The sequence below is a fragment of the Fibrobacter sp. UWT2 genome (assembly GCF_900142545.1).
Lineage (GTDB): Bacteria > Fibrobacterota > Fibrobacteria > Fibrobacterales > Fibrobacteraceae > Fibrobacter.
In genome coordinates, this window is sequence record NZ_FRBF01000005.1 from 37,284 (window position 1) to 50,837 (window position 13,554).

The 13,554-nt window shown below is 54.3% G+C and carries 9 protein-coding genes; 6 read left to right on the top strand and 3 right to left on the bottom strand.

Annotation, left to right across the window (positions count from 1 at the left end):
* Window positions 1–23: 23 nt before the first annotated feature.
* Window positions 24–2,237 carry a polyribonucleotide nucleotidyltransferase gene (gene pnp / locus BUA40_RS04670; RefSeq protein ID WP_369827599.1) on the bottom strand — a complete coding sequence of 738 codons (2,214 nt, stop codon included), beginning with the start codon at window positions 2,235–2,237 and terminating at the stop codon, window positions 24–26.
* Between the two features lie 57 nt (window positions 2,238–2,294).
* Window positions 2,295–2,567, bottom strand: coding sequence for a 30S ribosomal protein S15 (gene rpsO, locus BUA40_RS04675; RefSeq protein WP_072798943.1), 273 nt, complete (start codon window positions 2,565–2,567; stop codon window positions 2,295–2,297).
* A gap of 283 nt (window positions 2,568–2,850) precedes the next feature.
* Here rpsO and thiH point away from each other — a divergent pair, with 283 nt between their 5' ends.
* Complete coding sequence (thiH, locus tag BUA40_RS04680) at window positions 2,851–4,110, top strand: 2-iminoacetate synthase ThiH (protein WP_072798946.1); 1,260 nt, start codon at window positions 2,851–2,853, stop codon at window positions 4,108–4,110.
* Here thiH and BUA40_RS04685 read toward each other — a convergent pair.
* On the bottom strand, window positions 4,107–5,891 hold the full coding sequence (locus BUA40_RS04685) for an AMP-dependent synthetase/ligase (protein ID WP_072798948.1): 1,785 nt from the start codon (window positions 5,889–5,891) through the stop codon (window positions 4,107–4,109). The two genes, thiH and BUA40_RS04685, sit on opposite strands and share 4 nt — an antisense overlap.
* A gap of 137 nt (window positions 5,892–6,028) precedes the next feature.
* Between BUA40_RS04685 and sstT the strand changes: the two genes are divergently transcribed.
* The 5 genes from sstT to BUA40_RS04710 all read left to right on the top strand — a co-directional run bounded on the left by sstT (window position 6,029) and on the right by BUA40_RS04710 (window position 13,554).
* Window positions 6,029–7,270 carry a serine/threonine transporter SstT gene (gene sstT / locus BUA40_RS04690; RefSeq protein WP_072798950.1) on the top strand — a complete coding sequence of 414 codons (1,242 nt, stop codon included), beginning with the start codon at window positions 6,029–6,031 and terminating at the stop codon, window positions 7,268–7,270.
* A gap of 126 nt (window positions 7,271–7,396) precedes the next feature.
* Window positions 7,397–8,794 (top strand): GGDEF domain-containing protein, encoded by a 1,398-nt coding sequence (locus BUA40_RS04695; protein WP_072798953.1) that lies wholly within the window; start codon window positions 7,397–7,399, stop codon window positions 8,792–8,794.
* Window positions 8,795–8,816: 22 nt separating this feature from the next.
* On the top strand, window positions 8,817–9,596 hold the full coding sequence (locus tag BUA40_RS04700; RefSeq protein ID WP_072798956.1) for a hypothetical protein: 780 nt from the start codon (window positions 8,817–8,819) through the stop codon (window positions 9,594–9,596).
* 180 nt (window positions 9,597–9,776) lie between these two features.
* Window positions 9,777–10,868: a histidine phosphatase family protein gene (locus BUA40_RS04705; RefSeq protein ID WP_178299544.1), complete on the top strand. Its 1,092-nt coding sequence runs from the start codon at window positions 9,777–9,779 to the stop codon at window positions 10,866–10,868.
* Window positions 10,869–11,001: 133 nt separating this feature from the next.
* Window positions 11,002–13,554 carry a VPS10 domain-containing protein gene (locus tag BUA40_RS04710; protein WP_072798960.1) on the top strand — a complete coding sequence of 851 codons (2,553 nt, stop codon included), beginning with the start codon at window positions 11,002–11,004 and terminating at the stop codon, window positions 13,552–13,554.

Genomic DNA, 13,554 nt, shown 5'->3' on the forward strand with positions numbered 1-13,554 from the left:
TGTATTACATAATTTGTATTAAATTATGCTTCGGCCGGTGCTTCCGGAGCAGCTTCAGCAGCGGGTGCTTCAGCGGCCGGAGCTTCGGCAGCGGGCTTCGGAGGGAGCAAAGCCTTCATGGAAAGCTTCACCTTGCCCTTCGGGTCGACACCGAGGCAGAGCACTTCGACTTCGTCACCGACGTGAACGACGTCTTCGACCTTATCGACGCGGTGGTCGGCAAGTTCGGAGATGTGCACGAGGCCGTCGCGACCGGGGAGGATTTCGACGAATGCGCCAAACGGCTGGATCGTCTTCACCTTGCCCTTGTACTTGCGGCCCGGTTCGGGTTCGGCAGTGAGTTCTTCGATCATGCGGCGGCACACAGCAGCGGCCTTGCCACTCGGAGCGGCAATGTCGATGTTGCCATCGTCGTCGATGTTGATCGTGCAACCCGTCTGAGACTGCATGCCCTTGATCACGGAGCCACCGGAACCGATGACGTCGCGGATCTTGTTGGTCGGGATGCGCATCTTGATCATGGTCGGAGCCTTGTCGGAAACCTTCGGACGCGGAGCGGCGAGGCCGAGTTCAGCCATCTTGCCCAAGATGTGGAGACGGCCCTGACGAGCCTGTTCCAGAGCTTCGCGCATGAGTTCCGGCGTAATGCCGCGGATCTTGATATCCATCTGGAAGGCAGTGATACCTTCGGCAGTACCCGTCACCTTGAAGTCCATATCGCCGAGGTGGTCTTCCGTACCGGTGATGTCGGTCAAGATCTTGATCTTGCCGCCTTCCTTCACGGAACCCTTTTCGGAGATGAGGCCCATGGCGACACCTGCGACCGGAGCCTTGATAGGAACGCCAGCGTCCATCAAGCTGAGGCAGCCACCGCAAACAGAGGCCATGGAAGAAGAACCGTTGGATTCCTGAATTTCGGAAACCACGCGGATGGTGTACGGGAAGTCTTCCGGCAGCGGAAGAACGGCAGCGAGAGAACGTTCGGCAAGGTGGCCGTGACCGATTTCGCGGCGGCTCATGCCGAGGCGCTTGCATTCACCCACGCAGTACGGCGGGAAGTTGTAATGCAGCATGTAGCTCTTGGAGCCTTCGCCCTGCAGGCTTTCGTAACGCTGTTCGTCGGCCTTGGAGCCGAGCGTGCAGACCACGAGACCCTGGGTTTCGCCACGCTGGAAGATTGCAGAACCGTGAGCGCTCGGGAGAACGCCGAGTTCGATTTCGATGGGGCGGACTTCGGTCGTCGTACGGCCGTCGAGGCGCACGTCTTCGTTCAAGATCATTTCGCGCATGGCAGTGCGTTCGTAGTCGCTAAAGATTGCCTTAGCGTCTGCAACGAGAGCAGGATCCTGTTCTTCGTCCTTGCCAATGATAGCGAGAATGCGTTCGTCTTCGAGCATCTTGGCGCAGAGGTCTGCCATAGCCGGATAGAAGTCGGTCTTCACCATGTTGGAGTGGACGTCCTTGTTCAGTTCGTCCCACACGACTTCCTTCACCGTGGCGAGAAGCTTTTCGTGGGCTTCGCCAACGTGCTGCGGCTTGAGTTCCATCTTGGGCTTAGCGCAGCGGTCCACCAGTTCCTGTTGGGCCTTGCACATGAGCTTGATGGCTTCGTGACCGGCGAGAATTGCGTTGATCATCGTGTCTTCGGACACTTCGTAGGCACCGCCTTCCACCATGCAGACGGAATCTTCGGTACCGGCGACCACCAGGTCCAGATCGGCGCAGGCCATCTGTTCGTAGGTGGGCATCACGATGTTCTGACCATCGACCACGGCCACGCGTACGGCGGCAACCTGCTGTTCGAAGGGCAGTTCAGAAAGACCGATAGAAAGGGATGCTGCAGACACGCCGAGAACATCGGGTGCAAACTTGCGGTCGGCAGACAGAACCTGCACGATCACCTGGACTTCGCGCGTGAAGTTCTCGGGGAACATCGGGCGAATCGGGCGGTCAATAATACGTGCAGAAAGCGTTTCTTCGTCAGAGGGACGACCGGCTTCGCGCTTGCTGTAGCCGCCCGGGAGGCGACCAGCAGCGTAGGCCTTTTCGCGGTATTCCACAGTGAGGGGGAAGAAGTCACCTTCTTTTTCTTCGCCGTAGCAGACAGTAGAGAGCACGAATGCATCGCCCATCTTGGCGACTGCAGCTCCGCGAGCCTGCTTGGCGATACGGCCTGTTTCAAACGTGATAACACGGCCATCGGGAAGCGTTACGGACACTTCCTTCGGGTCGAGCATCTTGCCGTATTTTTGATGGTATGCGTCAATAGACATAAATTTCTCCAGTCTGAAGAATTAGCCGCGCAGACCGAGTTCCTTGATCAAGGCACGCTGGGCGACAATGTCCTTTTCGCCGTAGTACTTGAGGAGGTTCTTGCGCTTAGAAACCATCATGGACAGACCGCGCAGGGAGTGGAAGTCCTTCTTGTGGGTCTTTGCATGTTCGGTGAGGTTCTTGATCTTCTCGGTGAGGAGAGCGATCTGAACGCGGACGTTACCGGTGTCCTTTTCGTTTGCTCCGAACTTAGCGGTGATTTCTGCAGCCTTTTCTTTAGTGATAGTAGCCATTATAGCCATTCCTTTTTTTTGTTGTTTTTGCGGTCACCACCATGGCGACCTGTTTCATTACATGTTTTTGTCCGAGTTTCCCTGCTCTTGCACCAGTGGAATTGGCGAATCTGGTCACAGGACCCAGGCAAAAATGCAATTTGGCGGTATATATAGAAAAAGTAGGAAGTAGGAAGTAGGAAGTAGGAAGGAAATTTGGGGCAAAAATGGGGTAAAAATGGCAAAAAATTGATAAAAAGCTACTTCTAGCAAGATTTGGGCATCTTTTCTATATTTTCGGGCCGTGGAAAGAAAAGACAACAACTACCTGTTTGATTCCGGGAATCTTTCGGAAGGGGCGCTTGCCAAAAAGCATCGCTTAGAAAACGATCCGAGTTCCCGTACTAATATAATGGACTATCTGCCCGGCATGGAAGTCATCCAGTCGGACATCGCCGACAAGGTGCTCGCAGAATCTGAAAATTTCGACTATTCCAAGTATACCGGCAAGGACGTAAAGCGCGCCCTGGAACATGAACGCTGCTCGCTCGAAGATTTCAAGGCGCTCCTCTCGCCCGCCGCCGCTCCGTACCTGGAAAAGATGGCCGCGAAGGCGAAAATCGAGACCAGCAAGCACTTCGGTAACAACGTCTACTTTTTCACGCCGCTCTATATTGCTAACTACTGCGAAAACTACTGTGTGTATTGCGGTTTCAACTGCTACAATCACATCAAGCGCATGCAGCTCACGATGGAGCAGATTGAGCATGAGATGAAGGTGATTGCCGATAGCGGCATGGAAGAAATCCTGATTCTCACCGGCGAAAGCCGCGCCAAAAGCAGCGTGGAATACATCGGTGAAGCCTGCAAGCTCGCCCGCAAGTACTTCCGCATGGTCGGTGTCGAAGTTTATCCGGTGAATACCGACGAATATCGCTACCTGCATGAATGCGGCGTGGACTACGTGACGGTCTTCCAGGAAACTTATGACAAGGTGCGTTTCGAACAACTTCACCTGATGGGACACAAGCGCGTGTTCCCGTACCGATTCGATTCGCAGGAACGCGCCCTGATGGCGGGCATGCGTGGCGTGGCATTCTCCGCGCTTCTCGGCCTCTCGGACTTCCGCCGCGATGCCTTAGCTAGCGCACTCCACGTGTATTTCTTGCAAAAGAAGTATCCGCATGCCGAAATGAGCTTGAGCTGCCCGCGACTCCGCCCCATTATCAATAACGACAAGATCGATCCGCTGGATGTTCACGAAAAGGAACTCTGCCAGGTGCTTTGCGCTTACCGCATCTTCTTGCCGTACGTGGGCATCACCGTTTCCAGCCGCGAAAGCAAGGAATTCCGCAACGGTATCGTGAAGATTGCAGCCACTAAAGTTTCCGCAGGCGTTTCGACCGGCATCGGCGACCACGAAAGCAAATACAGCGGCCACGATGACGGCGAAGGCGGCGATGAACAGTTTGAAATTAATGATGGCCGCAGCTTCAACGCCATGTACAGCGACATTTCGGGCGAAGGCCTGCAGCCTGTTCTAAACGATTACTTGTACGTCTAATTAGACGCTTCTTCGTACATCTTTTCGATTTCTTCGGCGAACCGCGCTTCGGCAACGGATCGCCGAATTTTTAAGGTAGGCGTCAACAGCCCCGATTCCACGGTCAGTTCGTCGCCAATCAAAGTCCACTGGCGAATCTGCTCCCAGTGATTCAGCTTGCTGTTGACTCGTTCCACATGGCGGCTGATCGATTCACGAATGCGCCTGGACTTCAAAGCCTTCTCAAGATTAAAATCATTCCCCGTACGCTTCAGGAATCGCTTGGCATTCACCGGATTCAAGAAAATCAAGGCCGAGGCGAACTTGCGGTCGTTGGCAACAACCAGCGCCTGTTCAATCAGCAGGTGCCGCCCCAGTTCCAGTTCGATGGGATTCGGACTCACGTACTTGCCCGTACTAGTCTTGAGCAGTTCCTTGAGGCGCCCCGTCAGGTAAAGGAATCCGTCGCGGTCGAAATACCCCTGGTCGCCAGTTCTAAAGAAACCGTCTTCCGTAAAGATTTCCGCATTCAAGTCGGGCCTGTTGCGGTAACCCTTGAAAACGCTGTCGCCCTTCACCAGCACTTCGCTGTGGTCCCCGATTTTCACCTGCAAGTGCGTGAGGGGCTGTCCCACGCTTCCGGGCCGCGCAGAGCCGGGCCTGTTCACGCTGACAACCGGCGAACATTCCGTAAGGCCGTAGCCCTCGCAGACATCAAAGCCCACGTTCAACAGGAAGCGGCAAATCGTCTTGTTCAGCGCTCCCCCGCCCGAAATCACCAGGCGGAACCGCCCGCCCATGGCTTCGCGCATTTTGCTGTAAACTAGCTTGTCGTAAATTTTGCAAAGCACCCCGCGACGTTCCAGAGGGTTGCGCCGTTTGGCCAAGGCAATGGCATGTTCAAAGACCAGCTTCTGGATTCCGCAAATCTTTTCGCTCGCCGCCGTCATGCTTTCGTACAGGCGTTCCAGGATTCTGGGCACCACCGTCATGACCGTAGGGCTGATTTCACGGATAATTTCGGCAGTGTGCCGCGGCGAATCCGCAAAGTAAACCTTGGTACCGCTAAGGGTGTAAAAGTAGACCGACATACGTTCAAAGGCATGCGCCACCGGCAAAACCACGAGGCACACATCGGTCGAAACGTTCAGTCGTAAAAAGTCACGCTTGATTACCTGGATCTGCGAAAGCATGTTGCGGTGCGTCAGTTCGACGCCCTTGGGCACTCCCGTAGAACCGCTGGTATAAATAATGGAGAACACGTCGTCGGGGTTCAGGGAATGCATCTGCTGGTTCAGCCACAGAGACGATTCCGGTTGCTTGGAAAGCTCCACCCCTTCTTTCACGAGGTCGTCCCAGTACACACCGTTAGGCGGCAACTCCGAATTGCGGTCGAGGCAAATCACCGCCTTGAAGTTTGGCATCAAGGCACCGATTGCAGGTGACAAGTCCGACAGCTTGTTCAGGAGCAACACCTGCACCGAGGCGTCGTCACGCTGGTATTTGAAATTCTCTGCCGAAATGTTCGGGAACAGGGGCACCACTCGGGCCTGGTTCAGCTGGGTCGCCACATCGGCCATGATCCATTCGGGACAGCTGTTGACCACGATGCCAATACTCTTGCCTGCGGTAAGGCCTCGAGCCCTGAAGGCAAGTGCAAGGCACTGGGTTTCTTGGCGAAGTCTCGTCCCCGAAAAATGTTCCCAGCCATTAGGTGTACGGTGAAACCATCCTGCGAAGTTTTCACGATCGCAGTTTGCGAAAAACGCATGCGCAAGCGATGTATACTGCAGCGGTTCCATACAAAACACCCATCCTACTATGAATAAAATACATTTATTACACGGATTTTTTCTGTTAAATTTATCACAAATCCGTTTTTTTTCTTTATATTTGTGTCAAAGGGTTAGTTTATCTGTTTGAATCAAAGGAATATAACATGTTCAAAAAGATTCTTGATAAATACAACGGCATCAAGCTGAACTACCGTATCGCAATTGCCATCGTGCTCGGCACACTCCTTGGCATCTTCCTCCCCGAACAACGTTGGATCGGCGAACTGGGCGTCCTGTTCGTCGGCGCCATGAAGGGCATCGCCCCCATCCTGGTGTTCGTCTTGATCGTGAACTCCCTTTCTACAGGCAAGACTTCGCTTGACCGACGGTTCGGAAAAGTATTCGCCTTTTACATGATCAGCACCATTCTAGCGGCCATCGTAGCCGTCACGGCCAGTTTCTTGTTCCCGCAGAACCTGCAACTGGCACAGAGCGCAACCACCAGTGCCGTTTTGCCTAAGGGCATCGGCGAAATTTTGAACAACTTGCTCGTCCGCGCCGTTTCGAACCCCTTCGAAGCCATCACCGACGCGAACTACATCGGTATTCTCGTTTGGGCAATCATCTTCGGTATCGCCCTCAAGCTGCACGCCAGCGATTCCACCAAGGATTTCTTGCAGGACGTCACCAAGTCCGTGACGGCGATTGTCCACTGGCTGATCAACTTCGCACCTTTCGGTATCTTGGGCCTGATTCATTCTTCCATTGCCACCAACGGCATCGGCATTTTCAAGACCTACGGCATGCTCGTAGCAGTCCTTGCGGGCGCCATGATATTCACCACCTTCATTATCGCGCCGCTGGTCGTCAGTTTCGCACTCAAGCAGGATCCTTACCCACTGGTCATTTACTGCCTCAAGCAAAGCGCCGTTACGGCACTCTTTACCAGAAGTTCTGCCGCGAACATCCCCGTGAACATGGACACCTGCGAAAAGCTCAAGCTCGACCGCGAATTCTATTCTGTGTCTATTCCGCTGGGAGCCACCATCAACATGAACGGAGCCGCCATCACAATTGCCGTGATGACTCTTGCCGCCGCCCACACGCTCGGTATTGCAGTCAGCTTCCCAACCGCCCTGATCCTTTGCGTGGTAGCGACCATCGGAGCCTGCGGTGCAAGCGGTATTGCAGGCGGTTCCCTGTTCCTGATTCCCATGGCCTGTTCCTTCCTCGGCATTTCGAACGACATAGCCATGCAGGTGGTCGCCGTCGGCTTCATCATCGGTGCAGTACAGGACAGCCTCGAAACGGCCCTCAACTCCTCCACCGACGTGATGTACACCGCCGCCGCCGAATACAGCGGTTGGGTTGCCGAAGGCAAGCACCTTCCCCGCCGTTTCCGCTAAAAAAACTTGGAAATTGGCTTAAAAGGCCAATTATTCCAAGTTGGAATAATGTGAGTTAAAACAAAAATTTGAGGGCAATTTTTTCTTTTTTTTGAAAAAATGTTATTTTCTCTTATGGAGAAATCTATGGCTGCTTATAAAAGACCTATACATAAAAGCCTAGTCCTTGGAAGCGCAGTATTTGTCGCGTTCTTGTGTTTTATTCTTTCAATTCAAGCTTACCTGACCTATTCGAAGTCGTTGTACAAGCGCTACGACGACAAACTTGACGATATTCTGAAATACATCACCACCCAGGTCGACCTGGACGACCTTTACGAATGCGTCGTTACGGGTGAAAAAAGTGAAAATTACAATCACACGCAACGTCTGCTCAACGGCATGGTAGACGAATTTGAACTGTTCTACCTCTACTCCGTTTTTGTACGCGACCATCTGATGGTGAATATCTGTTCGGCAACGAGTGCCGAAGAACGAGCCAAGGGCGAAGTGGACATGCCCCTGCTCGAGACAAGCGATGCCTACCCGGAAGCAGAACTCCAGAAATTCTCGGAAGCGATCGCCAAAGACGAAATTTCGTACTTCGAAGAAAAATCTGACTGGGGCGACGCCTACACCGCCTGTAAGCCGCTCGTGAATTCCACCGGCGTCCATTTCGGCCTTATCTGCGCCGATGTGGCCATTGACGAACTCCACAAGACCGTCAACCACTACGTTCTCTACAACGTGCTCTTGACGCTTGGTCTCGGTATTCTGTTCGGCCTTGTATTGATTGTATGGCTGCGCCACAACGTGACCGGCCCCATTCTCGCCCTGGAAAAGAGCGCCCGCCACTTCGCCGAAACGAGCCGCGGTAAAAAGAAAGATCCCAAGAACCTCGTCTTTGAAGTTCCCGAAATCAACACACACAACGAAGTGGAATCTCTTTCCAAAGCCATCGCCCAGATGTCCATGGACTTGAAGACCTATGTGGAAGACATCCTGGAAGCCGAAGAAACGGTCAAGTCCGCGCAGGAAGAAGCGGCCAACATGACCATGCTCGCCTACAAGGACGCCTTGACCCACGTGGGTTCCAAGATTGCCTTCGACAATGCGGCCAGAACCTTGGACAAGGATGTCGCCGAAAAGCTGGTGACGGAATTCGGCATCGCCATGATCGACCTGAACAACCTGAAGGTCATCAACGACAGCTACGGTCACGCCAACGGCAACCTTTACATCGCCGGCGCATGCCACATTGTATGTACCATCTTCAGGCACTCTCCGGTATTCCGCATCGGTGGTGACGAATTCATCGTAATTCTCAAGAACAGCGACTACGAAAACCGCCACGACCTGATCGAGAAGGCGAACCTGAAGTTCTTCGAAACCGAAAACGACACCGCCAGGGAACCCTGGGAACGTTACTCGGTGGCAATCGGCATGGCGGAATACAGAGAAGGCGAATCTACGGACGCCGTATTCAAGCGCGCCGACCAGGCGATGTACATGAACAAAGAAAAGATGAAGAAGACTCGAGCATAAATTTCTATCTTTACGTTCACTTGTGCTTGAACATCTGAATTTCAATTTCTCTTTTTACGACTGGCTACTGATTTTCATGGTGACGGCGTTGGGTACTCTCAGCGCCTATTTGAAAGATCCCCAGCTGAAAGCGGTGACGGCCACCATTCCGATTCCTTGCGGATTTGCCTACATTGCAGTCGGACTCCCGATGGGGGCGGCCAACGCCATTTCTGGCTTTATGTGCCTGCTGTACGTGCATATCGTCCGCGTTCTGCATTACAAGGTGAAAATTCCGATTGTGCCGAGCATTATTGCGGGTCTCGCCTTTTTTGTGGCGCTGGGCACCTTCCTGATGCCCCGCATTCCGGACAGCGAGCCGGTCTTTATCGGAGTCTGCATTTTTGACCTGATTGTGGGCATCGTCCTTTTCCAGACGCAGGACTACAAAGCGGGCGTGCGCTACAAGACTCCCCTGCCGGTTTACATCAAGGCGCCAGCAATTGCAGGTGTCGTCGGTGGACTCATGCTCATCAAGCGCCTGATGGGCGGATTCTGCACCAGTTTCCCCATGATGAATTCCATCGTGAGCTACGAAAGCCGCTATTCCCTGGGCGACCAGTGCAGGCAACTGCCCCTGTTCTTGATTGCGGGCCCCTTCATGTTCGTCGAGATGCACTTTATCGAGACTCGCCTCGGTTGGAACCACTGGATTGTGCTTTTGTGCGGTTACGTGCTGTTTGCCGCCATTTACTGGCCGCTGAACCAGGAACTCAAGCGCCGCAATGAACGAGCAGAGAAAAGTTATAGGAGTAGGAAGTAGGAAGTAGGAAGTAGGAAGTAGACAGTAGGCAGTTGGCAGTAGGCAGTTGGCAGTAGACAGTTGGCTGTGGGCTATGGGCTGTGGGCTGTGGGTGATTGGGGTGGTTTAATGGTTGAATGCAGGGGCGAAGGTACCCTGTTTTTTACATTTATGCGAACGTAATTATTGTATATTATGAATATGAAAAAGAAATTCATTACCGCAGCTCTTACCGCGTTCACGGTCATGGCCCTTTTCTCGGCCTGTTCTGAGTCCAGCTCTTCCAGCGACACTCCCGTGGCCCCGACTACAAGCGAAAACGATTCTACCAAGGTAAATCCTCAGCAGCCTGATCAGCCGGTAATTACCCCGACGGATTCTACCACGGCCACTGATCCGGACGTAATCACCGACCCCGTAGTTGACCCTGGTTCAGGCGATTCCACCGTAACGATAGTTACGCCCGTCGATACGACTACCCAGCCGCAGCCCGTAGATCCGGACACCTCGACGGTGACGCCCCCCGAACCGGTCGTTGTCGCCTGCGCCGAAGGTGAAGTCCCCGCCCCCGTGGATTTCCCGCAGAATGAATTTACCGACATCGGTGACGTTTACAAGAACATCCAGTGCAACGAAAAAGTGGTGTTCATGATCCGCCACGGCGAACGTTCCCGTAACTACTCCGGCAAGGAAGCTCCCCTGACCGAAGACGGTATCGAAGAAGCAACCGCCATGGGCGCCAAGCTCATCGGCCCTGGTGACTTCAAGTTCATTCACACCGGCTTTGTCCGTACTTATCAGACCGCCCTTTACGCTGCCGTGGGTCGCGGCCAGGCACAGGTCTTAGACGACGGCACCGCCGTGAACTTCGTGGCAGATACGGTCACCCAGCTGACGGATGGCTGGTTCATGAAGGACAAGGAAAAGCGTGACGAATACCAGGCCGCCGATTCCACCCTCAAGAACGTGAACGTGATGTATGCCGCCTGGGCCTACGACGGCCTTTACAGCGACGTTTTCTACAATTTGGAAGAACGCAGCCAGGAACTGTTGAACACCTACGTGCTCAAGGACGTGGCAAGCCTCCCCAAGTACACGCTGATCGCCTCTCACGACCAGCTGCTGATGCCCCTTTTGGTCTACCTGACCCAAAAGCAGATCGATTTGAAGCTCCACAGCCCCACCCCGCCGCGTAACTGGCTCACCTTCCTCGCAGGGGTTGCCATTATCGTGAACGACAAGGGCGAGCTCCGTTATGCCCCGATCAAGGGCGGCGCAACAGGCGTTGAATAATGCCTTACTGCTGTTGAGAAACCATAAACATAAATATGGATGCAAAGCGGCTTTTTTAGCCGCTTTTTCTTTTTTTTAGGTATTTTCAAAAAAAAAGCCCGGATTGTATCCGGAACTATGTAATGGAGATGGCATGTTTGGTAAAATGAAGGTTTTGACGGTTGCAATGGGCATGGGATTGCTCGCTACCGCCGCAAATGCAGAAAAATACAACTGGGGTAACGTCCGTTTTGACGGCGGTGGATTCGTTTCTGCCGTGATTTTCCACCCCACAGTCGAAAATTTGCTGTACGCCCGCACCGATGTGGGCGGTATTTACCGTTTTGACTTTGAAAGAAAGACCTGGATCCCGCTGATGGACTGGATCGACCAGAACGACGTGGGCCTTTACGGTACCGAAGCGTTCGCTCTCGACCCGAACGATCCCAAGCGCATTTACGTGCTGGCAGGTACGGGCTACTTTAGCAAGGGCCGCACCGCCATTTTGCGTAGTGAAGACTACGGCGCCACCTGGGACACGAGCTACGTCGAAATGCTCGCCCACGGCAACGGCATGGGCCGCCAGACCGGCGAAAAGCTGGCTGTAGACCCGAACAAGGGCAACATCGTTCTTTGCGGTAGCCGCACCAAGGGCGTGTACAAGAGTACCGACTACGGTAAAACTTGGACCAGCCTTTACAAGGTCGCCCTTTCTAGTGCCACCGAAAGCAGCCTGAACGGCGTAAACGGCGTGAGCTTCGTGATGTTTGACCCGGCTCAGGGCAAGCTCACCGACGGAAGCACCGCTACGATTTATATCGGCACTTCTGAAACCAAGGACAACCTGCAGGTGAGCCACGACGGCGGTGCCACCTGGGAAACCATCAAGGGGGTTCCCACGGGCCTGATGCCGCACCGCGCCAAAATCGTGGACGGTGACATGTACGTGACCTTTGCCGACGGCCCAGGCCCGTACAATATTGCAAGCGGCGGTTTCTATAAGTACAATATTGCAGGTGGCACCTGGACCGACCTGACTCCGAGCGATTCCGTGGAACACCAAGGCAGCACCACCAAAAGCTACGAAAAAGACAAGAGCTCCTACGGCGGCGTGGCCATTGACCCGGCCGACAAGAACCACATCGTGATTTCGACGCTAGGCAAGTACACCGGACGCCACGTCACGATCGACGAAAAAGAAAACTACGGCGACCGCATTTACTCCACCACTGACGGTGGCAAGACCTGGAATCACGGCCAGCATTACAACGATATTCCAAACATTGACGCCAACGGCACCGCCTGGATTCCGGGCAACGCCATCCACTGGGCAGGTTCCTTGGAAATCAACCCGTTCAACAATAAGCAGGCTTGGGTCACCAGCGGTAACGGCATCTTTATGACCGAAGACATTTCGGCCAAGGTTCCCTTGTGGAAGTTCATGTCGAAGGGTATCGAAGAAACGGTTCCGCTCGACATCGTGAGCATTCCGGGTGGACCGCTCGTGACCGCCATTGGCGACTATGACGGCGCCGCCTATTCGAACATCAACGCAAGCACCAAGCGCCACACCCCGATTATCGGCACCACCGAAAGCATGGGCTACGCCCCGCTCACCGGAAGCCTCTTGCGTACGGGCGTAATTACCGTGTATGGCCAGTACGACTCCCAGAACTTTAACGTGATGTACCGCTCCGACGACATGGGCGCCACCTGGGACAGCGTCAAGACAACTCTCAAGGGCCCCAAGGGCTTGGTCGTGCTCTCTGCCGACGGCAAGGTCATGTTACACCGCCCCGACCAAGGCGCAACCGTTTACCGTTCTGCCGACAATGGCGCCACCTGGACCGCCGTCGAAACCGGCACGCAGACCAACTATTCCCGCATTGTCGCAGACCCCGTGAACCCCGACGTATTCTACGTGATGGGCGGCATGGGCTCGCTCTACAAATCGACTGATGGCGGCAAGACCTTTGCTGAATCCGAAGCACGCCTGCAGAACGAACAGGAAGGCGTTTACTACAACGGTGGCGGACTCATCCGTACCGTTCCGGGCAAAGAAGGCCACCTGTGGGTTCCTGTGGACCAGGCCCAAGTCTGGCTCCCCAAGGGCTTTAGCGAAAACGGTCTCGCCTACTCTGAAAACGGCGGCAAGAGCTGGAACCACTGCGAAGGTGCCTCGACCGCAATCGCGGTCGGTATCGGCAAGGCCAAGGAAGGCAGCGACTACGAAACCATCTTTATCTGGGGTGCAGCAAAATCCGGCGACCCGATCGGTATTTACCGCAGCACCGACAAATGCAAGACCTTTGAACGCGTGAACGATGACATGCACCAGTTCGGCGGCCCGGGCAACGGCAACTTCGTGCAGGGCGACATGAACACCTTCGGCGTCGTGTACATGAGCACGGTCGGCCGCGGCACTATCGTGGGCGCCCCCGAAGGCACGGAATTCATCACCAAGCTGAACCGCGTGAACGTCACGGCCAGCACCTTCATGCAGCTCGAAAAGCGCAACCTCCACGTGAGCGCCCCGGCAGGCAGCAAGGTCGAAATCTACGCCGCCAACGGCAAGCTCGCCCTCTGCTCCACCCTCGAAAGCGAAAACGTGGTCAACTTGAGCAAACTCCCCGTGGGCAAGTACATGGCCCGCCTCAAGAGCGCAAGCGGCAAGACATTGAACCAGAAGACTCTGGTGATCCGATAA